The 21,559-nt window shown below is 60.7% G+C and carries 17 protein-coding genes; 5 read left to right on the forward strand and 12 right to left on the reverse strand.

Annotation, left to right across the window (positions count from 1 at the left end):
- The first annotated feature begins 31 nt into the window (after positions 1–31).
- Entirely contained in the window at positions 32–1,513 is a 1,482-nt protein-coding gene (locus PSTU_RS0104420) for a PhoX family protein (protein ID WP_019339835.1), read from the forward strand.
- A 161-nt stretch (positions 1,514–1,674) separates the two neighbouring features.
- Here the strand turns inward: PSTU_RS0104420 and dbpA are convergent, their stop codons facing one another.
- Positions 1,675–3,054 carry an ATP-dependent RNA helicase DbpA gene (dbpA, locus tag PSTU_RS0104425; protein WP_029404609.1) on the reverse strand — a complete coding sequence of 460 codons (1,380 nt, stop codon included), beginning with the start codon at positions 3,052–3,054 and terminating at the stop codon, positions 1,675–1,677.
- 153 nt (positions 3,055–3,207) lie between these two features.
- On the opposite strand from dbpA, the gene PSTU_RS0104430 reads away from it, so the two are divergent.
- The 4 genes from PSTU_RS0104430 (at position 3,208) to PSTU_RS0104445 (ending at position 7,095) form a co-directional block, all read left to right on the forward strand.
- Positions 3,208–3,726 (forward strand): ATP-dependent zinc protease, encoded by a 519-nt coding sequence (locus tag PSTU_RS0104430; RefSeq protein ID WP_019339837.1) that lies wholly within the window; start codon positions 3,208–3,210, stop codon positions 3,724–3,726.
- A gap of 715 nt (positions 3,727–4,441) precedes the next feature.
- A complete protein-coding gene (locus PSTU_RS0104435; RefSeq protein ID WP_019339838.1) occupies positions 4,442–4,705 on the forward strand; it encodes a DUF4212 domain-containing protein in 264 nt (87 codons plus the stop codon).
- Between the two features lie 6 nt (positions 4,706–4,711).
- The gene (locus tag PSTU_RS0104440) at positions 4,712–6,481 is read left to right on the forward strand and encodes a sodium:solute symporter family protein (protein ID WP_019339839.1); all 1,770 of its coding nucleotides are present in this window, start codon (positions 4,712–4,714) and stop codon (positions 6,479–6,481) included.
- 92 nt (positions 6,482–6,573) lie between these two features.
- A complete protein-coding gene (locus PSTU_RS0104445; protein WP_019339840.1) occupies positions 6,574–7,095 on the forward strand; it encodes a hypothetical protein in 522 nt (173 codons plus the stop codon).
- Positions 7,096–7,327: 232 nt separating this feature from the next.
- Here the strand turns inward: PSTU_RS0104445 and PSTU_RS0104450 are convergent, their stop codons facing one another.
- The 11 genes from PSTU_RS0104450 to PSTU_RS0104500 all read right to left on the reverse strand — a co-directional run bounded on the left by PSTU_RS0104450 (position 7,328) and on the right by PSTU_RS0104500 (position 21,334).
- Positions 7,328–7,537, reverse strand: a complete 210-nt coding sequence (locus PSTU_RS0104450) for a hypothetical protein (protein WP_019339841.1) — start codon at positions 7,535–7,537, stop codon at positions 7,328–7,330.
- Positions 7,534–8,658, reverse strand: a complete 1,125-nt coding sequence (locus PSTU_RS0104455) for a PepSY-associated TM helix domain-containing protein (RefSeq protein ID WP_019339842.1) — start codon at positions 8,656–8,658, stop codon at positions 7,534–7,536. Before PSTU_RS0104455 ends, PSTU_RS0104450 begins: the two co-directional genes overlap by 4 nt.
- A gap of 59 nt (positions 8,659–8,717) precedes the next feature.
- Entirely contained in the window at positions 8,718–11,177 is a 2,460-nt protein-coding gene (locus tag PSTU_RS0104460; RefSeq protein WP_019339843.1) for a TonB-dependent receptor, read from the reverse strand.
- 111 nt (positions 11,178–11,288) lie between these two features.
- A complete protein-coding gene (locus PSTU_RS0104465; RefSeq protein ID WP_019339844.1) occupies positions 11,289–12,272 on the reverse strand; it encodes a FecR family protein in 984 nt (327 codons plus the stop codon).
- Positions 12,269–12,784 (reverse strand): RNA polymerase sigma factor, encoded by a 516-nt coding sequence (locus PSTU_RS0104470; protein WP_019339845.1) that lies wholly within the window; start codon positions 12,782–12,784, stop codon positions 12,269–12,271. Before PSTU_RS0104470 ends, PSTU_RS0104465 begins: the two co-directional genes overlap by 4 nt.
- A 121-nt stretch (positions 12,785–12,905) precedes the next feature.
- On the reverse strand, positions 12,906–13,610 hold the full coding sequence (locus PSTU_RS0104475) for a PolC-type DNA polymerase III (protein ID WP_019339846.1): 705 nt from the start codon (positions 13,608–13,610) through the stop codon (positions 12,906–12,908).
- The gene (locus PSTU_RS0104480) at positions 13,607–15,541 is read right to left on the reverse strand and encodes a putative nucleotidyltransferase substrate binding domain-containing protein (protein ID WP_019339847.1); all 1,935 of its coding nucleotides are present in this window, start codon (positions 15,539–15,541) and stop codon (positions 13,607–13,609) included. Before PSTU_RS0104480 ends, PSTU_RS0104475 begins: the two co-directional genes overlap by 4 nt.
- Positions 15,542–15,737: 196 nt before the next feature.
- Positions 15,738–16,142 carry a hypothetical protein gene (locus PSTU_RS0104485; RefSeq protein WP_019339848.1) on the reverse strand — a complete coding sequence of 135 codons (405 nt, stop codon included), beginning with the start codon at positions 16,140–16,142 and terminating at the stop codon, positions 15,738–15,740.
- Between the two features lie 11 nt (positions 16,143–16,153).
- A complete protein-coding gene (locus PSTU_RS0104490) occupies positions 16,154–17,314 on the reverse strand; it encodes a hypothetical protein (protein WP_019339849.1) in 1,161 nt (386 codons plus the stop codon).
- 19 nt (positions 17,315–17,333) lie between these two features.
- Complete coding sequence (locus PSTU_RS0104495; RefSeq protein ID WP_019339850.1) at positions 17,334–18,956, reverse strand: methyl-accepting chemotaxis protein; 1,623 nt, start codon at positions 18,954–18,956, stop codon at positions 17,334–17,336.
- A 197-nt stretch (positions 18,957–19,153) separates the two neighbouring features.
- Entirely contained in the window at positions 19,154–21,334 is a 2,181-nt protein-coding gene (locus tag PSTU_RS0104500; protein ID WP_019339851.1) for a malate synthase G, read from the reverse strand.
- Positions 21,335–21,559: the final 225 nt, after the last annotated feature.

The raw sequence follows: 21,559 nt of genomic DNA on the forward strand, positions 1-21,559 counted from the left end.
CCCCTCCCATTCCTATAAAAGAGGACACCGCATGAACCGTGAACACGATGCCAGCCGCCGCAGCCTGCTCAAAGGCGGCGCCATCACTGCCGCAGTCGTCGCCAGCACGCCGTTTTTGGGTACGCTCGAAGCCTTCGCTGCACGTAATGCACAAGGTCGCGGTGCCGGCCTGGTTCGCAGCAGCTACGGCCCGTTGCGTCCGACCAAGGACCTGAGCACCGGCCTGGAGTTGCTCCAGCTGCCCGATGGATTCCAGTACAAGAGCTTTTCATGGACTGGCGACCTGATGGAAAACGGCCAGCCTGTACCGACATCGCATGACGGCATGGGCGTCATCGAGGTGCGTCGCGGCCAGCATGGCCCGGAAATCGTGCTCGTGCGTAACCATGAAGCCAGCACCGGCCCGCTGATCGACGCCACCGGCATCTACGATGACGTGACCCTGTCCAACAGCCAGCGTCCGGCCGGCGGCACCACCAACCTTTATGTCTCCCGCGACATCATGCAGCCGGTACGCACCCTGCCGAGCCTAGGCGGAACCCGTACCAACTGTGCCGGCGGCGTCACGCCTTGGGGCACCTGGTTGTCCTGTGAGGAAACCACTGCGGATTACAGCTCGGTGGGTGGTCGCGCTCACGGCTACGTATTCGAAGTGACTGCAGATCCCGCCCTGACCACCGGCGAGCCGATTATCCAGATGGGACGCTTTGCCCATGAAGCGGTTGCCGTAGACCCGCGCAACAGCTACGTCTACCTGACCGAAGACGCCCGCAACCGCGCCGGCTACTACCGTTACATTCCCACCGATGCCAGCCAGCAACCGGGCTCGCTGGCCGTGGGCGGCATCCTGCAAGCCGCGCGGGTTCGCAACCTTGCGTCGGCCGACTTGCTGGCGCCGAAACAAGGTGACAGTTATCAGCTCGAGTGGGTCGAAGTGCCTAACCCGGACCTGGAGCCGCAGCCCGAGGGCAGTGGGCCGTTCGCCCAGGCTCGTCGTGCCGGCGGCTTGAGCATGAGCCGCGGCGAAGGCATCTGGTACAGCGAAGGCAAGCTCTACATCGTCGATACCAGCGCCGGAACCGACAGTCAGGGACGTGCCGGTTATGGCAACGGGGCGGTGTGGGTGCACGACCTGGCCAACGACCGCTTGACCTGTCTATTCGCCTCCACCGACGCTGAAATCGCCAACAACCCGGACAACATCACGGTCAGCCCGCGCGGTGGTTTGCTGCTCTGCGAAGATGGCGGCGGTGTGCAGGATACCTACGGCTTCGGTGAGCGCCTGTTGGGCCTGACCACAGCAGGAGAGGCTTACATCTTCGCCAAGAACAACGTGGTGTTCGATGACGTCCAGGCCGCTGCGGCCGGGAAGAACGTATCCGGTGGCGACTACCGCAACCGTGAGTTCTGCGGCGCCTGCTTCGACCCGACCGGCCATTTCCTCTTCGTCAACATCCAGACCCCCGGCATCACCTTTGCCATCTGGGGTCCCTGGGCGCGCGGTTCGCTGTAACCCGAGTCATCGGCGAGTCGAGCGAAAGGACTTCTCGGCTCGCCAGCAGCGCCGTTCGCTTGATCGGTCGAGTGAGTTGGCGCTGTTTCTTCGAGACGGGCAATCCGTTTCGTCACGAGCCTGTATGCGGAGATGCGACAGGCTCGTTTCTTCCAGTTCGGCTAGAGCGTGCGGACTTTCAGTGAGCGGCCTTTGATCTTGCCGGCGTTGAGGCGATTCAAGGCCTGCTTGGCCACGTCGCGCTCGACGGCAACGAACGCCTGGAAGTCGAAGATCGCAATCTTGCCCACCTGCTTGCCGGGAATACCCGCATCACCCGTCAGCGCGCCGAGAATGTCGCCCGGCCTCAGTTTGTCCTTGCGTCCAGCACCGATGCACAGCGTGACCATCGGCGGCTGCAGCGGGCCGCCCGGCTGCGCTTTTAGCTCGCCCAGCGGCTGCCAGTTGAGCGGCGCTTTCTGCCGGTCCTCGATCGCCTGGGCGCGGTGGCCTTCGGCTGGAGCGACAAGGCTGACAGCAATGCCTTTCTTGCCAGCACGACCGGTACGTCCCACCCGGTGAATATGAATTTCTGAATCTCGCGCCAGTTCGACATTGATCACCATGTCCAGCGCATCGATATCCAGCCCGCGGGCCGCGACATCGGTGGCGACCAGCACGGACAGGCTGCGGTTGCTGAACATGGCCAGTACCTGATCACGGTCGCGCTGTTCCAGGTCGCCGTTCAGCGCCATGGCGGAGATGCCTTTCGCGGTGAGGGCGTCGACCAGTTCCTGGCACTGCTGCTTGGTGAAGCAGAAGGCCACGCAGGTCTCCGGTCGGAAGCTGGCCAGGACATGAATCACGGCCTGCATGCGCTCTTCGGAGTCGATTTCGTAGAAGCGCTGCTCGATCTGGGTGTCGTCATGCAGGGCTTCGACCTTGACCTGCTGCGGGTCGCGCATGAAGGTCGATGCGAGTTGCTTGATGCCGGCCGGGTAGGTCGCCGAGAACAGCAGGGTTTGCCGCTTGCTCGGGGTCTGCCCGATGATTTCGGCAATCGCGTCGTAGAAGCCCATGTCGAGCATGCGGTCGGCTTCGTCGAGGATCAGCTTGTTCAGGCCGTCGAGTTTCAGGGAGCCCTTTTTCAAATGCTCCTGAACGCGCCCAGGCGTGCCGACGATCACATGCGCGCCATGTTCCAGCGAGCCGATTTGCGGACCGATGGACACGCCGCCGCACAGTGTCAGGATCTTGATGTTGTCTGCCGAGCGCGCCAGCCGGCGCAGTTCCTTGGCAACCTGATCGGCCAGTTCACGGGTCGGGCAAAGTACCAGCGCCTGACAGCCGAAATAGCGCGGGTTGATCGGTTCCAGCAGCGCAATACCGAAGGCGGCGGTCTTGCCGCTGCCGGTCTTGGCCTGCGCGATGAGGTCCATGCCCTTTAGCATCACGGGCAGACTCTGAGCCTGAATCGGCGTCATCTCGGTGTAGCCGAGCGCGTCGAGGTTGGCCAGCGTCGACGCGCTGAGGGGCAGGGTGGTGAAGGCTGAACTGGGCACGGTAGTCATCTGCAAGAGGAAGTGGCGCGCAGTCTAGCAGGCAGCCCACTTCCACGCGTGCCGTCCGTGGCCGTCCGTGGCCGGCACTTCGGGCGGAACGGATCGCGGCGATGATCGGTCCCACTGGAATCAATACAAAGTCAGGAGGCCGTTTTGTCCCGTTTGTTGTTGCTGTTGAGTGCGTTAACCCTTCCCGCCATCGCCGCCGAACCAACCTTGTTCGGCCGCTATGAGCAGATCAAAATCGAAGACCTCGGCAAGACCCTCAAAGCCAAGATGGACACTGGCGCGATGACTGCCTCGCTGTCAGCGCGCGATATCGAGCGTTTCGAGCGCGACGGGGAAGACTGGGTACGATTCCGCCTGGCTGTCGAAGGTGCTGGAGACACGTTCTATGAACGCCCGCTGGCGCGTATCGCCGAGATCAAGACGCGTGCAGAGGAGGCTGATCCCGACGATGACACTGACCTCGAGCGTGGCCCCGATGTCGCTGAGCGGCCAGTGGTGGAAATGCAGCTGTGCATCGGTGATCGGTTGCACGAAGCGGAGGTCAACCTCACCGACCGCAGCCATTTCCGCTACCCCTTGCTGATTGGCGCCACGGCGATCCGCGACCTCGAGGCTGCCATTGACCCTGCGCAGAAGTACACCGCAGGGCGGCCCACTTGTTGAGGGCCTCCGGTCGCGAGCGGCGCTGCGAGTGAGATGAGTTCCGGGCGCACTGCACTGCACCGCCACGCCGTTCGGCAAAGGGCTATCGGAATCGTATTGACGCCGCCCAACCCTTTCTTCTTGTCATGTCTCGTTCAAATGATCGGCGGCATCTATTTATGCCAAGTCTTACGGGAGATGGCGTTGGTAATTAGAGCTGTTAAAGCCGAATTAAAGTAGTTAGGTGCCTGGCTATAAAACAGTCGCTATTAGTTAATGCCGCTTATTAGTATTGTTTTGTTTAATAGCCGTGCATTGGGTAACTGTAATCTGTATGCGCAAGAGTTAACTTGTTCATGCAGGATGGTTTTAAGGCCTGATGCCTGTTTGCAGACGCAGCGGCTTGAGTTCCTATACTTCGGATTGTTCGTGACCGATAAGTCAAAAAAAGGCTGGCAGGATCCGCTCTGGCATCGGGCGTCAGGAGCCAAGCAGCGATATCTCCATGGAGCGAAAGAGAGGACTGTCAGGGGCACTTGCTCATCGCTGTCTACAACGAATACCGATCCTTACTAGCCGGGTCATGCGGCCGGCGTTGAAGCATTGTATAGGTCCGGTCGGCATGTGACGTTAGCGGCAGTCAGACTAAAGTCGGGGCTATCTTTCTGTAACACATCCTTGGTAGATTCACGATGTAGTTCCCTTCACCCGTAATAAAAATAAGACGGAGAACGTCATGGCCGACGCCGATAGAATAAATGCTGATGCGTACTGGAAGGCGAATGTTCGCCTCATAACATGGAGCTTGGTTGTTTGGGCTCTGGTCTCATATGGCTTCGCCATTGTCCTGCGTCCAATGCTCTCCGGCATTGCGGTTGGGGGATCGGACTTGGGGTTCTGGTTTGCTCAACAAGGATCCATTCTGACGTTTCTAGTTATCATCTTCTTCTATGCGTGGCGGATGAACAAACTGGACCAGAAATTTGGTGTTGAGGAGTAAGCCAGCATGAGTCAATTTTGGATCAACATGTTGTTTGTGGGCGCCTCCTTTGCGTTGTACTTCGGTATCGCATATTGGGCCCGTGCTGGATCGACTAAAGAGTTCTATGTCGCCGGTGGTGGCGTTCATCCCGTCACAAACGGTATGGCGACTGCGGCGGACTGGATGTCTGCAGCGTCTTTCATTTCCATGGCGGGTATCATCGCTTCCGGCGGTTATGCCACATCAACCTATCTGATGGGTTGGACGGGTGGCTACGTTCTGCTGGCCATGCTGCTGGCACCGTACCTGCGCAAGTTCGGCAAGTTCACTGTGCCTGACTTCATCGGCGATCGCTTCTACAGCCGTGGCGCGCGCCTTGTCGCTGTTGTTTGCTTGATTCTCATCTGCGTAACTTACGTAATCGGACAGATGTCCGGTGCCGGTGTAGCGTTCTCGCGCTTCCTGGAAGTAAGCAACAGCGCCGGTATCTGGATCGCTGCAGGCGTCGTGTTCTGCTACGCCGTATTCGGCGGCATGAAGGGTATCACCTACACGCAGGTTGCTCAGTACGTCGTGCTGATCATCGCGTACACCATTCCTGCCGTGTTCATCGCCATGCAATTGACCGGCAATCCAATCCCCGCATTTGGCCTGTTTGGTACTCACGTCGAGTCCGGTATACCGCTGCTGGAGAAGCTGGATGCCGTAGTCAATGACCTGGGCTTCCAAGACTACACTGCTGACGTCGATAACAAGCTGAACATGGTGCTGTTTACCCTGTCGCTGATGATCGGTACGGCTGGTCTGCCTCACGTCATCATCCGCTTCTTCACCGTACCGAAAGTATCAGATGCCCGCTGGTCCGCCGGCTGGACTCTGGTGTTCATCGCGCTGCTGTACCTGACTGCTCCGGCCGTTGGTGCCATGGCTCGTCTGAATCTGCTGGACACCATTTATCCGGAAGGTCCGCAGGCCGAAGCGATTCGCTTCGAAGAGCGTCCTGAGTGGATGAAGACGTGGGAAGAAACTGGCCTGATCACTTGGGCAGACAAGAACGGCGACAGCCGTATCCAGTTCTACAACGATGCCAACGCTGACTTCGCTCCGACTGCTGCAGAGCGTGGCTGGAGTGGCAGCGAGCTGGTGGTTAACAACGACATCATCGTCTTGGCTAACCCGGAAATTGCCAACCTGCCAGGGTGGGTCATCGGTCTGATCGCTGCGGGTGGTATTGCGGCTGCGCTCTCGACTGCTGCGGGTCTGCTGTTGGCGATCTCCTCTGCCATCAGCCATGACTTGATCAAGAACATCATCAATCCGAAGATCAGCGAGAAGGGCGAGATGATGGCTGCCCGTATCTCGATGGCGTGTGCGATCGTTCTCGCAACCTGGCTGGGTCTTAACCCGCCTGGCTTCGCGGCACAGGTGGTGGCATTGGCGTTCGGTATTGCCGCTGCGTCCCTGTTCCCGGCCCTGATGATGGGTATCTTCTCCAAGCGCGTGAACAGCAAAGGCGCAGTAGCAGGCATGATCGTGGGTCTGTGTTCCACACTGGTCTACATCTTCCTGTACCTCGGCTGGTTCTTCATCCCGGGCACGGCGTCCTTCGCCAACACGCCTGACAACTGGATGCTGGGCATCTCCCCGCTGTCCTTCGGTGCAGTAGGTGCGATCATCAACTTCGCAGTTGCCTACGCTGTGTCGATGGCCACCGAGGCCCCGCCGCAAGCGATTCAGGATCTGGTCGAAAGCGTTCGTACCCCAAAAGGTGCTGGCGCTGCGCTTGATCACTAATGTAGCCAAAGGTCAGATGTTGCATCTGATCCGCGGTTGAGGCACAAATCGGGCTTCCATCTGGAAGCCCGATTTTTTTAAGGAAGCAGTACATGTTCTGGCATCTAATCGCTGCAATCGTTGCCGCATTGGCAGGCGCGGGGATCGCGCTGTTGCTGCGTAACCTGTCTCGCAAGAGACTGCCGAAGTGGATCGTCCCGGCATTCGCTGGGCTGGGCATGCTCGCCTACACCATCAACTATGAATACACCTGGTTCGAAACCAAGCAAGCGCGGTTGCCCGAAGGCTCTGTGATCGTTGCAAGCGAGGAGGGCGAGATGTTGTGGCGCCCGTGGACCATGATGTTCCCAATGCCGCTGGGCTATACGGTACTGGACGGCGCCAATGTGCAAACCGAAGAGACGAGCAAGGGGCGCGTTGCCCGTTTCGTTCTATACCGATTCAAAAAACAGCATCTGATGTCCACCGTAACGAGCGGCCCGCATCAGTTACTCTGCGATGAAAAGGCGCTGTTCAGGTTGAATGAGGCGGGCCAGGCGAAGATCGAAACCATGACCCTGCTGGATGCCGATGCGCCGCTTTATCGGGTCATCTGTGCTGGCGAAAAGCCGTAATTCTCGCAAGTGGGAGTCGCGGCCCAGCAGCTATGAAATGTTGGCGGCGCGCATCTGAACGGATGCGCACCGGCCTGAATCAAGCTGGCGGATGTCAAGACGTGCGCTCGCAGCAGGTAGTCTGGTGATCCGCAGCGATCACCAAGCGTGGCGGACGCCGCAACGCAATCACCTGAGCTAAAACCCATCTCGCAGAGCGCTTTTCGGCGATTTACTCACCGCATAACCCGCATTACTGCCGCGTGGCACGGGGGCTCGGTTTCTCGCTAGCCGCGTCTCCACGACGAGTCAGAGCCCAGACGCTGAGTAGCGCGGGTAGACCAAGGCCAAGCCAGGCTGCCACATCCCACCAGCCATCACCGAGCAGAGCAGCAAAGAGACCGGCAAAGCCGAGCATGGCAATTAACGTTGGCAGTATGAAGGTCGAATCCCGCCAGCTCATGCGGACACCTCGCGCATGGCCGCTTGCGCCCCTCGACGACGAACCCACCACAGATACAACCCGCTACCCAGCACGATGATCGTTAGCACGTCGAGAACGGCCCAGAGAATCTGCATCGGCCGACCGCCGTAGTCACCGAAGTGCAGGGGTTGTGACAGGCCGAGGGCATCCATGTACCACGGGCGCTCGCCTACTGCAGTCACGTCCAGCGTCTGGGCATCGATCAGCACAGACGTGAGCAGATGCGAAGTCAGATGAGTGCTTCCATTCATGAATACGGAGTAGTGGTGCTCACTGGAAAAACGGGTGCCTGGAAAAGCGATAAAGTCCGGCTGCATACCCGGCGCTGCCTGCGCGGCGATTTCCAGAAGGTTGCTTGCGGGCGCGCGCGACGTCAGCGGTGGCGCGTCACGGTAGGGCTCGAGCATCGCCGTCAGCGACTCGGCACGCCAGGCCTCGATCAGCAGGTCTGCGCAGGCACTGACGACACCGGTGACGCCAACCACCAGCGCCCAGCTGAGTGTGACTACGCCAATCAGGTTATGCAGGTCCAGCCAGCGGGTACGACTGGAGCGATCACGCCGGACCTGAGCGAATTCCAGGCGGCGCATGAACGGCGCATAAAGCACGACGCCAGAAATGATCGCCACGATAAACAGAATACCCATGACGGCCAGGAACAGCTTGCCGGGCAACCCCGCAAACATGTCCACATGCATACGCAGGAAAAACATCATCAGGCCGCCGTTGGCCGCGGGCATCGCAACCGCTTCGCCGGTACGGGCATCGAGCATGAAGGTATAGGAGGAGTTCGGTTCGGTGCCGGCCGTTGCGGCCGTGATCGCCACGACGCCATTGGGCTCGTCCGCTTCCCAGCCAAAATACTGCACCACCTCGCCCTCGCGGTGCCGCTCGGCGGCGGTCACCAGTTGCTGCAGATCGAGATGTGGCGTATCGGGCGCCATCTCGCGCAACTCTGGAGCGTCGCCAAGCAGATGCTCCAATTCGTGATGGAAGATCAACGGCAATCCCGTGACCGCCAGCAACAGCAGAAAAAGCGTGCAAATCAGGCTGGTCCAAGTATGGACGAAGGACCAGCGGCGGATGGTTTTGCTTTGCATCGGGTAAATCCTGTAAAGACAAAAGCCGGCCCAGAGGCCGGTCTTGAATTGACGCTGAGTCAGAACTCCAGTTGCGCCGAAAGCTCTATGGTGCGAGGAGCGCCAAGGTAGTGGCTGCTCAGCCAGTATTCTTCGTCGGTCAGGTTGCTCAGATTGGCGCGTAGTGTCAGTGCACGGTCATCGGCTAGTGCGAGGCGATAACGGCCACCCAGGTCGAAGGTGGTGAACGAGGGAATGGTGTTGTCGTTGGCTTCGTCGGTGTATTGCTCGCCGGTGTAGAAGGCACCGCCTGTGAGCGTCAGGCCGGGTACGGCAAAAATTGCGTACTCGCCATACAGTTTGGCCAGTCGCCGCGCCACGTCGACCGGGCGATTGCCGTCGTTGGCAGCGTTCGCCGCGCCCTCTACGACCGGATCGAGCAAAGTGACGCCGCCCACCAGCGTCAGTGCTGGGGTAACGTTGCCCGTTACGCTGAACTCCAGGCCCTTGTTGTTCTGCATGCCATCCTGAACGAAGAAGTTGGCTGCATTGGTGTAGGTGTTGGGCTTCTCGATGTCGAACAGCGCAACGGTGTACAGGGCACCGCCGAGCTCGGCTTTCGCGCCGATCTCATACTGTTCGCTGACGATCGGCGCCAACGCCTGGCCGGCGTTGTTGGTGCCGCTTGGCGCCACGCCGCCCGTCTGCAAGCCTTCGATGTAGGTCGCGTAGGTGGTCAGCCATTCCACTGGTTTGTAGACGAGCGAAACGTTGGGCGAGGTTTTGGTCTCGCTGTAATTCTCGATGGCCGGAGCGCTGCCGAACGCCTCGACCCAGACGAAGTTGTCGCTGAAGGTCTTGATGCGCGAGTGGGTCACGCCAAGTATCGTCGACCACTGCTCGTTGAAGGTGATGACATCTCCGACCAGCACACTGTCGGACTGGGTGCGGCTGGATAGATGGTAGTCGCCATCGCCCAAGTCGTAATCCGGCTTGGCGACTTGGGGAGATTTGTCGAAGGAAGCTGCGCCGCACAGTACATCTACATATTGCGGTCCATTACCTGTATTGCCGCAGAAGGTACCTGCTGTATAGGGGATGTAATCGCTGTTATAGCGCACCCGGGCGATGTTGCCCTGGTAGCCGAGGGTCATCTCGTGGCCGATGCCTGCGGTGTCGAAGGCTGCATCGAGGAACAGGTTGCCCGAGGTCTCTTCGGTCTCTACCGGGGCGAAGGCATACAGCGGCTGCGTATACAGGCCGGCAGAGTAGACGGTCGGCCCGGTGTAGGCGTACTCGCTGGTGTATTGGCTGTAGCCCAGCGCGCCGCGCAGGCTGAACACATCGTTCAGGCGCCACTGGAAGCGGCTGCCGATACGGTCGTGGCGGCTGTCGTTGTAGGCCCAGCGCTGGCTGTAGAGCTGGTCGTTCTCCAGATCGTCGGCGTCGGGCCGAAACGCCTGATTGCCGAAGTACCAGTAGCTGGTCAGGCCGCGCGTCTCGCTCTGCTTATGTGAGGCGTCGAACTGGATAAGCAGGTCGTCGCTGACGTTCCAGTCCAGCGCGACGCTGGCCATGTGGCGGCGTTCGACCTGGCCGTCGATGGCCGTCTCACCATCCTGGGCGAGCAGGTTGACGCGGTAGGCGAAGCGACCTTCGCTGTCGATCGGCCCGCCGAAGTCGCCGTGCAGGTACTGGTTCTCGCCGCCGGGAGTGCCATAGGTCACGCTGTTGTAGCGTTCGGCAGTGGGGCGTTTGAGCACGTAATTGACCAGTCCGCCAGGGCTGGCCGGACCATAAAGAAAGCCGGACAGGCCACTGAGGATCTCCAGCCGCTCCATTTCCTCGATGAAGTTGCCGCCATCGTAGCCGTTGCTGAAGCGCAGGCCGTCATTGGCAATGCTCAGGTTGCCGACGCCGCTGAAGCCACGAATGGCCACCGCACTGGCGTAGCCGGCGCTGGTCGGGGAGGTAAACTGCGTGGTCGGGCTGAGCTTGAAGATGTCGTCGCTGGAGGTGGCCTGAATATTGTCCATCAGCTCCGAGGAAATCACCGTGACCGAATAGGGTGCATTCTGAAGTTCCATTCCTCCCAGGGCGCCGACGTTTCGTACGGCGCTGGCGCGATAGCCGCTTTCTTCGCCACCGTTGGCCAGCGCCTCGGTTGCCGTCACGGTCACGTCCGGCAGCGCCATTGCATTGGTCGCGGCAGGCTGCACGCTGTAGCTACCTGCCGCACTCTGGCGCAGCTCAAGCCCAGTCCCTCGCAGGGCTTCGTGCAGCGCACCCTGGCCATCGAAGCGGCCTTGTACCGGCTCGGCCATGCGGCCGCGGGCCAAAGCGGGATCGATACTGAGCACAAGTCCTGCTTCGGCGGCGATGCGGTTCAAGGTCGAGGCCAGAGGTGCGGCGGGCAGGGAGTACTCGCGGACCTCGCTAACAGCCGTTTCGCCGTTGGGCGTCTGGGCCATTAGTGGCAGTGGCGCGACGGCAATAGCAACGGCCAGAAGGCTGGGGCGGAACAGTGAAAGCGATGGCATTTGTGAATAACTCCCGGATAGGAATATGTCTCAGTTATTCAGCAGGCCGGATGAGAAATGAAAAGTGATAGGGGGCGCTGAATTTTTTTGGAGTCTGCTGGGCCGCTGCCGTTACCTGGCCGGATCGCCGGTGGGTTGCGCTGGAACCACCTTGACCCACCAATCGGTGTGCCGCTCGATCCGCACAGGCAGGCTGGGTGGCAGCGCTGCCAGCGCACGATCAGTGTCGTGCAATGGAAAGCTGCCGCTGATGCGCAGGGATTCGAGGCTCGGATCGAGACCCAGATAGCCCTGGCGGTACTCGCCGAGTTTTGCCAGCAGCGCACCCAGTGGAAGGTCTTCCGCCACAAGCATGCCCCGGCTCCAGGCGTCTGCAGCAACCGGCGCTGCCTGGTTCTGGTCGAGATGATCGCGGTGCATCAGTACCTGCTCGCCAGCCTGCACCGTGCGACCAGCCTGCAGGTCACCCGGAAGCGCTGCTACAGCGGATCGGAGTACCACCAGACGGGTTGCATCACCTTCTCGCCGAACGATGAATCGCGTACCGAGCGCGCGCAAATCGCCTTGTTCGGTTTCAACGATAAAGGGCCTTGGGTCGTTGCCCGGTGCGGTTTCAACAAGCAACTCGCCGCTGTGTAGATACAGTCGGCGCTGTCGCTGATCGAAGCGAATATCTACCGCGCTGCGGCTGTTCAATTGAAGTCGGCTGTTGTCAGCCAGCGCAATGCTCCGCTGTTCTCCAGCACCGGTGCGCTCGTCGGCTATCCACGCTGAGAGCGGCTGCGATTGCAGTGCCAACCCCACACCCAAGGCACACAGCACTGCCAGGCCGAGAAACGCACGACCAGCTGTCCGTCGTCCGGAATGCGGGTTGATCTGCAGCGCCCGCCTTGCAGGCGGGGAATTAATGGTGCCCAGGTGCTGGTCGATGCCGCCCAGTTGTGCCCAGGCTTTGGCATGTTCGGCACTCTGATTCAGCCAACGCTGAAGCTCCATTCTGACCTGAGCGCTTACGTCACCATCGCCAAGACGCAACTGCCAGGCGATAGCCTCATCGAGTACCGAGGCCGATACCGGTTGCCGGTCGATACTCATTTTGGTTCACCGTAAACGGCGATATAGCATTGGCGCAGCGCCTGAGCGAGGTACTGGCGTACGCGGGGAACCGATACGCCGAGGCATGACGCGATTTCAGCGTGCGTCAGGCCGTCCAGGCGGTTATAGAAGAAGGCTGCACGTGCGTTGGCTGAAAGCTCGCCGAGCATCAGGTTGACTTCGCGCAGTGCCTGAAGCACCTGCAACTGTTCTTCTGCGCCAGGTTGCGTTTCTTCTGGCTGCAACGCCAGTTCATCGAGGTAGGCCCGCTCCAGCGCACTGCGACGAAAATGATCGATTAACAGACCGCGGGCGATCGTCGCCAGCAAGGTGCGTGGCTCACGCAGCTCGCCCATATCGTCACGCTTGAGCAACCGCAGAAAGGTGTCCTGACTCAGGTCCTCGGCGCGGTGAGGGCACGCCTGATGGCGGCGTAGCCAGTTCAACAGCCAATCGCGATGATCGCGATACAGCGAGCCCACGAACTGTTGATGGGTCGACCCAGCCGACAAGCGAATGCTCCAAGGCCGACGAACGGCCAGTAACGAGAACTATTCGCACATGATCGCAAGTTGCCGCCAATGGCGCAATGTGGATATCGCCCGGCGCTGTCCCGCACTGCTTGGTCGAGCGTTACATGAACTGAGCCTGTTGCCGCTTGCGCCAGTTCGCCAGGCGCTGGTTAATGGCGTTCAAGCTATCCAATCCCTGTCGGTGTGCCTTGCTGAACAGGATCAACGCCAGCTCGGCAGTGGCCAGCGCATCGGCGCTGGCGTGATGGCGCTGCAGCACATGCAGACCGAAATGCGCGCACCAGTCGTCCAGACCATTCTGTTTCGGACGGTTGTCAGGGCAGAGCATCGGCGCGAGCTCGGCGACATCGATGAAAGGATGACGCAGCTTGTAACCGAGCGTCTGTCTCAAAGCCCGATTCAGCATGCGCTGGTCGAAACCTGCATGGAACGCCAGGATAGGACTATCACCGACGAATTCCATGAGATCCAGGAGCGCTTCGGCGGGGTCTTCACCGGCTTCGAGTTCGCTCGGTGCAATTCCATGGATCAGGACGCTTTCGTTGACCTTTTGCGCCGGGCGCAACAAGGTCGACTCGAACTGATGTCCCAGCTGGATTCCGCCTTGATCGATCACCACCGCGCCAATAGACAGGACGATGTCGCGGCGCATATCCAGGCCGCTGGTTTCCAGGTCGAGCACGACCATGCGCTGCGTCTGCAGAGGACAAAGGCCCAGCGCAGTCGGCGCCGCAAGCTGATCGCGCCGTTGCAGCTGTTGCAGTTCGAGGGTCGGGCCGCGACGTTTGAACCAGGGCATATTCATAGCTGATAGCGAACCGCCAGGCTGCTCTGCAGGCGCTGCGCCTGGCGAAAGGATTCACGCAGGATACGCCGATCCAGGTGATTGAGGGTGTCGGGGTCGAGCCGGTTCGAGTAGGGCTGGCCGTCGCGCGCCTGCTGTTGGTGCTGCAGCATGCGGGTTTGCTGGATGAACTGGTAGGCCTCTTCATAGGCCGCGCCGTCTTTTTCGTCGACGATGTCCTTTTCGACCAGCTGGCGCAATCGGTCCAATGTGTTGCACGCAGTGATGCCGTGGCCCAGCGCAAGCAGGCGAGCGCCGTCGACGAAGGGTGTCAGGCCCTGCACCTTGAGATCCAGAGTCGCCTTGCCGTCACCTTTACGGGTCACAACGAAGTCGCGGAAACGCCCTACAGGCGGACGATGGCGCAGCGCGTTTTCCGCCATCATGCGCTGGAACAACCGGCTCTCACCGACTTCCTCAAGCATGTTGCTGCGCAGTTGCTCGCAGCCCTCGCTGGGGCCCCAGACCGCACGTAGGTCGAAATAGATGGTGCTGCTCAGCAGGTTCTCCGGCGTGGATTCCCGAACGAAGGTACTGAAGCGCCGCCGCCATTCCAGCCGTGACAGGCACAGCTGCGGGTTGCTGGCCATGATGTTGCCCCTGCACAGGGTGAAGCCGCAGGTGTCCAGATCGCGGTTGATACGCTCTGCGAGCGGCAGCAAACGGCCGCGGATATGCGCGGCTTCGGCCGCATCGGCGGCCTCGAAGAGGATGCCGTTGTCCTGATCGGTATGCAGGGTCTGCTCGCGGCGCCCTTCACTGCCGAAACACAGCCAGGTGAAGGAAATGCCCGGGTCGCCAAGCGCTTCGATGGCCAGTTCGATTACGCGACACACCGTATGGTCGTTGAGCAAGGTGATGATGTGGGTGATCTGCGTAGAAGACGCGCCGTGGGCCAGCATGTTGTCGACCAGCTGCAGAATCCGGCTGCGGATGATCACCAGCGTCTCGACGCTGTCGGCGTGGGAGATCGCCTGCGCCAGGTGAACGAGGTCGACGCGCTGCAGCGAGAACAGATCGCGCTCGGAAATTACCCCTCTGAGCAGGCCTTTATCAACGACGCAGACGTGAGCGATGTGGCGCTCGGTCATTGCAATGGCGGCGTTGAACGCGGTTGCATCCGGTGGGAGATGGAAGGGGTCTTGCGTCATGAACTCAGCGATCGGCGCGGACAGGTCAGTCGTCCCGGTGCCGATCACCCGGCGCAGATCGCGCAGAGTGAATATGCCCTGCGGGTGCAGTTCGAGGTCGGTAATTACAATGCTGCCGACGTTGTTCTCGTGCATCAATGCCACCGCATCGGCTAGCGGCATGGATGGCAGGCAGGAGACCGGATGGTGCAGGGCAAGATCACCGATACGTGTCTCCAAGGAGTATTGCTCGCCCAGGCTTTCCACCGCCCGCATCTGCGCCTGCTGGTTGACCAGGTCGAGCAGGCTGCTGACGCCACGCATGGCGAAGTCACGGAATGCCGCGGATTTGGACACCAGCTTGACGAAGGCGGGCTTGCTCAGCAGATAGCAAAAGGTATCTTCGGCGGCGAAGTGCCCGGTACGGGTAGCGCGCTCGCCCATCAGTGCGGCCATGGGAAAGCACTCGCCGACGATCACTTCGAAGGTGGTGTCGGTGCCGCGCTTGCTGGTGTGTGGGCGTTGGCCGTGCACGCGACCCTGCTTGATGATGTAGAAGTGCTCGACGACACCGTCATCGGGCGAAATGATGCAATCGCCTTCGCTGTAGAAGCGCAGCTGGCAGTTCTCCACCAGGTAGGCGAGGTGTCCCGGCTCCATCTGGTTGAACGGCGGGTACTTGCGCAGAAACTCCATGGTCCCGTGGATGTTCTGCAGCACAGCGGTCTTGCCTGCCTCGGCGAACGCATCGGCTTTGCTCATGGTTCGGTTCCATTTTTTGCGCCCAATGGTGGGTTGTGGGTCCGGCGGGGCACATTGGACGTAAGTCTAGTCGCTGGTGGGCTACGTCCGGCTGACACGAATCAGTGCATGCAGCCGCAGTGTTGCAGGGTTTATACGCATAAAAAAACCGCCCGATGCTGACGCAAGGGGCGGTTCCTTCAATGGCAGGAGGTCATCACGGCAGCGTGAACAACACCTTGACCGAATCGTTGACCGCAGCGCTGTCGACATAGCCGATGGCGTCGGCTTCCGCCGCGACCTTGGCGACCACCGCCGCCTCGTCGGCGACGCTGGCCATCGGCTGGCCTTTGCCGGTGAACACCAGGCCGGACCAGTAGGACTTCAGCTGCGACTCGTTCTTACTGGTCACTGCCGAGTAGAAGCTTTCCTTGGCCGGTGTCCAGTCTTTCAGGTCGACGCCCTTCATGGACTTGTCCTTGCCCAGGAAGATATTGGCGACCTCAGATTGCGAAGGCGCCTTCGCCGCGCCTGGATTGACGATGACGGCGACCTCGGCCTGAGCCAGGGAAGCCAGGCCGAACAGCGCGGCAGCGCCGAGGATGCGAATGGATGCTTTCATCGGGACGCTCCTCAGAATACGAAATCGACGCCGACGGAAACGATGTCGCCGTCGTAGTTGCGGGCCGGGGCGCCACGGGTGCCAGCGCTGAGGTCGTACACAGCGTTGTTGAACACTTCTTGAGCGTTACGAGTAAACACGCCGTCATAGCCGTTCTTGGTGTCGACGCGCTTGTACTCGCCCTTGACCACGACGGTCGGGGCGGCCTGGTAGTTCAGGCCCAGGGTCCAGGAGCTCTGACGACCGCCGTTGTCATCCAGCTGAGCGTAGGTGACGTGTGGCAGGAAGTCGCCGAAACGGCGGCCACCCATCAGGTAGAAGGAATCGATCGATTCCATGTCGTCATTCTCGATCATGCGCGAGGTCCACTCGTTGCTGCTGACCCAGGTACCGTTGTCGTACTGGTAGCCGATCGAGGTGAACTTTCCTTTTTCTTTGTCCAGTGTGAGCAGGCTCAGGGGCGCAACCACACCCGGGGCTACGGTGACGGTGCCGCTGATGTCGGTGGTGATGTCGGCTTCCACGTAACCGATGCGCAGGGTGCCGAAATCGTTGGTCGCCATGCTCACGCTGGCGCCGAAGAGGTTGCCGTAGTCGATATCGAACTGCTCGTCGTAGGCATAGTAGTCACGGTTCTTCGACTGGCCACCGGCAACCTGGAAGGTCACCGAGCCGTAGGACAGCGGCACGGTGTAGACCGCGTCGACACCTTCGTAGTTGGTCACCTGGACCTGGCTGTAGACCTCATCGGGCAGGCGCAGCCAGGGGTAGCTGTAGCCAACGTCGAGGCTTTCGGAATACATATAGACCGGGCTACGCAGTCGACCGGCACGAAGCATCAGCTGATCGTTAGTCTGCCAGGACAGGTAGGCCCACTCCAGATTGACTTTCCAGTCGTCCTGTTCAGCCTTGGCAGTGGCCTGAAGGGTCATGCCAACGGTATCGGTGATGCCATAGCTCAGCTGCGCGCCGAACTTGGACAGTTGGTCGCCGCGCCAGGAGTCGTTGGTCTGGCCCTGCACACCGTAGCTGCGACTGTCGTCCTCGCCACCCAAGTAAGTGAAGCCAACAGTGCCGAAACCGTTGAAGCGGTATTCGCCTTGGTCCAGCGCGAACGCCGGGGTAGTTGCCAGGCAGACTGCTGCCAGGCCGATAACACGTACTGCGGTCATCAGGATGCTCCTAGAACAATTAAACGCGGAATTGGGCCGTGGCCGCACGCAGGTGATCGCCCGTGCTGACCAGTTGCTCGCCCAACCGGGCGGTGGCTTCGGCGCCGTTTGCGGTTGCTTGTGCGTCCTGCTGCAACACTTGGGTTTCTTGTTGGATAGAACTCGACAGGCCGATCTGCTCCTGAGTGAACTGGGCGATGCCGGCGTTGAGTTCGTCGATCTGGTTGACGGTATGCGTGATGGTTTCGAGCAGCTGAGTGGCCTCGATCGAGCGCTCAATACTCGAGCGGGACTTGTCGCTATTGCTGTTCATGACATTGAGCACGGTATTGGCGCTTGTTTGCAGGCGCTGAATGATTTGCTGGATCTCGGCGGTTGAGGCGGCTGTTTTCTGCGCCAGGTTGCGCACTTCGTCGGCGACCACCGCAAAACCGCGGCCTTGCTCACCGGCGCGGGCGGCTTCGATGGCGGCATTGAGTGCGAGCAGGTTGGTCTGTTCGGCGATGCTGCGGATCACCGTGAGGACCGAACCCACCTCTTGCGTTTCCTCCTCCAGCTGCTCCATGGCCTGAACCGCGCTCATCACGCTGCTGCCCAGATCAGTGATGCCTTTGGACAGGCTGCTCACGTGCTCACGCGCCGTGGTCGCCTGACGCGCGGCGGAGTTGGCTTCTTCGGAGGCCTGCTGCGAGCGCTGGGCTACTTCTTGAATGCTGCCCGTCATGGTGAGGATGTCGCGCGTGATGGAGTCGGTGTGGTGCTGCTGCGACTTGGCGTTTTCTTCCGAGCCTTGAGTCAGGTTGTAGAGCTCTTTCGATACCTGACCGAGCGGGCTGGCCGCTTCGACGATCTGGCGAATGGTGCGTTGCAGCTTGTCGAGGAAACCGTTGAACAGCTCGATCATCGCGCCGATTTCGTCGTTCGATTGCACATTCACGCGTTGGGTGAGGTCGCCATCGCCACGGGCAATCGACTGCAGTGATGCGATCACGCCCCGCACGTTGATCATGACGCTGCGAATCACCAGCCAGGCACCAAGGCCTACCACGACGATCAGCACCAGGCTGAGAATGATGCCCAGCCGCGTCGTGGTTTCGTTGGCTTCGCGGGTTTCGGCGAGGGTTTGCTGGAAATCGGCGTAGGCACCTGCACGGAACTCGCTTGCCAGTTTCTGTGCCTGCGCCAGATCACTGGCCATGCGATCCAGGCTCGGTCGCAGGTCATCGAACGAGGCACTCCCGTCTATCAGCTTTGCGGAGGCGCCGAGCGCGTTATCGGCGTAGCCCTTGACCGCATTGCGCCAGCTATCGAGTGCCTGTCGGCGTTGCGGTTGGCCGCTGAGCAGCGTCGTCAGCGCCTGTTGTTGTGCATCTATCTCGCTCAGCACCTCTCGTGCTTCGCCCAGAATGCCCGCTTCGCCCGCCGCCACCGCGTTATTCAACAACCCCGGTAGACGCGAGAACTGGAAGATCACCGCATCGGCTTTTTCGAGTGTCGGGTAGCTGTGACTTTCCAGCATTTCCAGCCGCGAATCGGTCGCCGATAGCTGCAGCGAGGTATAGCCGACATAGAGGATCAGCCCGAGCAATGCTACGGCGGGCACCAGCGAAAGCTTGGCGGTCAGTGAGAGGTTCTTGAACATGCATGGCTCCACATCGGCTGCGAAAACTACGAAATGACGCGTGATAGCTATGAGCCATCTATAGGAGCATAGTGTGACTAGATTTGCTCGTCTGGTCACGATATCGGTTGCCGCACGCCGAACTTGAGCGCCGCTGGGCGGATTCGGAAGATAAAAAAACCGCCCCGTAGGGCGGTTCGTTTGCAGCTGGGCGAGTCTTACAGACCGTTCTTGGCCTTGAACTCGCGACGGCGGCGGTGCAGGACCGGCTCGGTGTAACCGTTGGGCTGCTTGGTGCCTTCGAGGACCAGCTCCAGGGCAGCCTGGAAGGCCACGCTGTTGTCGAAGTCCGGCGCCATCGGGCGGTACAGCGGGTCGCCCTGGTTCTGACGGTCAACCACCGGCGCCATGCGCTTGAGGCTCTCGACCACCTGATCCTTGGTCACCACGCCGTGGCGCATCCAGTTGGCCACGTGCTGGCTGGAGATACGCAGGGTGGCGCGGTCCTCCATCAACGCGATGTCGTTGATGTCCGGCACCTTGGAGCAGCCGACGCCCTGTTCGACCCAGCGAACCATGTAGCCGAGGATGCCCTGCGAGTTGTTGTCCAGCTCGTTGCGCTTCTCTTCCTCGCTCCAGTTGATGTCTGGCGCCAGCGGGATGGTAAGGATGTCGTCGATGGATGCCTTCTCGCGCTTGGCCAGTTCGACCTGTCGCGCCTGCACGTCGACCTTGTGGTAGTGCATGGCGTGCAGCGTGGCGGCGGTCGGCGAGGGGACCCAGGCGGTATTGGCGCCGGCCATGGGGTGGCCGACCTTCTGCTCGAGCATGGCGGCCATCAGGTCAGGCATGGCCCACATGCCCTTGCCGATCTGCGCCTTGCCCTGCAGGCCACAGGCCAGGCCCACGTCGACGTTGTTGTTCTCGTAGGAGGCGATCCACTTCTCGGCTTTCATGGCTGCCTTGCGGACAACCGGGCCGGCCTCCATGGAGGTGTGGATCTCGTCACCGGTGCGGTCGAGGAAGCCGGTATTGATGAAAACCACGCGCTCGCGCGCTTCCTTGATGCAGGCCTTGAGGTTGACCGTGGTGCGGCGCTCCTCGTCCATGATGCCGACCTTGAGGGTGTTACGCGGCAAGCCGAGAACATCCTCGACGCGACCGAACAGCTCGGTGGCGAAGGCGACTTCTTCCGGGCCGTGCATCTTCGGCTTGACGATGTAGACCGAGCCGGTGCGAGTGTTCTTGCGCGTGGTGTTGCCCTTGAGGTTGTGCATGGCGGCGAGGCTGGTGAACAGCCCGTCCATGATGCCTTCGGGCACTTCGTTGCCGTCCTTGTCGAGGATGGCGTCGTTGGTCATCAGGTGGCCGACGTTGCGGATAAACAGCAGGGAGCGACCATGCAGGGTCAGGTCGCCGTTGCCATCGGCCTTGGTGTAGACGCGGTCCGGGTTCATCGCGCGGGTGATGCGCTTGCCGCCCTTGTCCAGCTCCTCGACCAGATCGCCCTTCATCAGGCCGAGCCAGTTGCGGTAGACGATAGTCTTGTCGTCGGCGTCGACGGCGGCGATGGAATCCTCGCAGTCCATGATGGTGGTCAGTGCCGATTCCATCAGGATGTCTTTTACGCCGGCGGCGTCGGTCTGGCCGATGGGGCTGGCCGGGTCGATCTGGATTTCGAAATGGATACCGTTGTGCTTGAGCAGCACCGCGATCGGTGCGTTGGCGTCGCCCTGGAAGCCGCGCAGCTGCGCTGGGTTCTGCAGGCCAGTGGTGCTGCCGTCCTTCAGCGAGACGACCAGCTTGCCGGACTCGATGCGGTAGCCAGTGGTGTCAGCATGCGAGCCGGTTTCCAGTGGTGCGGCTTCGTCAAGGAAGGCGCGGGCATAGGCAATGACCTTGTTGCCGCGCACTTCGTTGTAGCCGGGGCCTTTGCTGGCGCCGCCTTCTTCGGAGATCGCGTCGGTGCCGTAGAGCGCGTCATACAGCGAGCCCCAGCGGGCGTTGGCGGCGTTCAGGGCGAAGCGCGCGTTCATGATCGGCACCACCAGCTGCGGGCCTGCCATGCTGGCGATTTCTTCGTCGACGTTCTGAGTGGTGGCCTGGAAGTCCTCGGCTTCCGGCAGCAGGTAGCCGATTTCCTGCAGGAAGCGTTTGTAGGCCGCTGCATCGTGTGCCTGACCAGCACGGGCCTGATGCCAGGCGTCGATCTGCGCTTGCAGGTCGTCCCGCTTGGCCAGCAGCGCGCGGTTCTTCGGCGCCAGGTCGTGGATGACGCTGGAAGCGCCGGCCCAGAAGGCATCGGCATCGACGCCGGTACCAGGAATCGCTTCGTTGTTCACGAAGTCGTACAGGACTTTGGCGACCTGCAGGCCACCGACTTGAACGCGCTCAGTCATTACTCGCCTCACTTGGTTCTTCTTCAAATCCGTCGGACTGTTCTTCTTGTAGTCCGGGTCGACGGATACTACATGAAGCCGTTCGGAAAATCAGTCCGCCGAATGGGCGCCTCTAGAGCGCCGCGGGGCGGGGGTTGATGCCGTATCGTCGGCCTTTTCGGCGTGCTTTGGCCCGGCGCGCACGGTGGTTTGTTCTATACCTATGGAGCCGGACGCTGCGGATGT

It is taken from the genome of Stutzerimonas stutzeri SDM-LAC, assembly GCF_000235745.1.
Taxonomy (GTDB): domain Bacteria; phylum Pseudomonadota; class Gammaproteobacteria; order Pseudomonadales; family Pseudomonadaceae; genus Stutzerimonas; species Stutzerimonas stutzeri_H.

Bases quoted from the DNA above. Each gene is read 5' to 3' on its own strand.
- PSTU_RS0104420 (WP_019339835.1), top strand. From the start codon at position 32: ATGAACCGTGAACACGATGCCAGCCGCCGCAGCCTGCTCAAAGGCGGC.
- PSTU_RS0104435 (WP_019339838.1), top strand. From the start codon at position 4,442: ATGGCCGACGCCGATAGAATAAATGCTGATGCGTACTGGAAGGCGAAT.
- PSTU_RS0104440 (WP_019339839.1), top strand. From the start codon at position 4,712: ATGAGTCAATTTTGGATCAACATGTTGTTTGTGGGCGCCTCCTTTGCG.
- PSTU_RS0104445 (WP_019339840.1), top strand. From the start codon at position 6,574: ATGTTCTGGCATCTAATCGCTGCAATCGTTGCCGCATTGGCAGGCGCG.
- PSTU_RS0104450 (WP_019339841.1), bottom strand. From the start codon at position 7,537: ATGAGCTGGCGGGATTCGACCTTCATACTGCCAACGTTAATTGCCATG.
- PSTU_RS0104455 (WP_019339842.1), bottom strand. From the start codon at position 8,658: ATGCAAAGCAAAACCATCCGCCGCTGGTCCTTCGTCCATACTTGGACC.
- PSTU_RS0104460 (WP_019339843.1), bottom strand. From the start codon at position 11,177: ATGCCATCGCTTTCACTGTTCCGCCCCAGCCTTCTGGCCGTTGCTATT.
- PSTU_RS0104465 (WP_019339844.1), bottom strand. From the start codon at position 12,272: ATGAGTATCGACCGGCAACCGGTATCGGCCTCGGTACTCGATGAGGCT.
- PSTU_RS0104475 (WP_019339846.1), bottom strand. From the start codon at position 13,610: ATGAATATGCCCTGGTTCAAACGTCGCGGCCCGACCCTCGAACTGCAA.
- PSTU_RS0104480 (WP_019339847.1), bottom strand. From the start codon at position 15,541: ATGAGCAAAGCCGATGCGTTCGCCGAGGCAGGCAAGACCGCTGTGCTG.
- PSTU_RS0104485 (WP_019339848.1), bottom strand. From the start codon at position 16,142: ATGAAAGCATCCATTCGCATCCTCGGCGCTGCCGCGCTGTTCGGCCTG.
- PSTU_RS0104490 (WP_019339849.1), bottom strand. From the start codon at position 17,314: ATGACCGCAGTACGTGTTATCGGCCTGGCAGCAGTCTGCCTGGCAACT.
- PSTU_RS0104495 (WP_019339850.1), bottom strand. From the start codon at position 18,956: ATGTTCAAGAACCTCTCACTGACCGCCAAGCTTTCGCTGGTGCCCGCC.
- PSTU_RS0104500 (WP_019339851.1), bottom strand. From the start codon at position 21,334: ATGACTGAGCGCGTTCAAGTCGGTGGCCTGCAGGTCGCCAAAGTCCTG.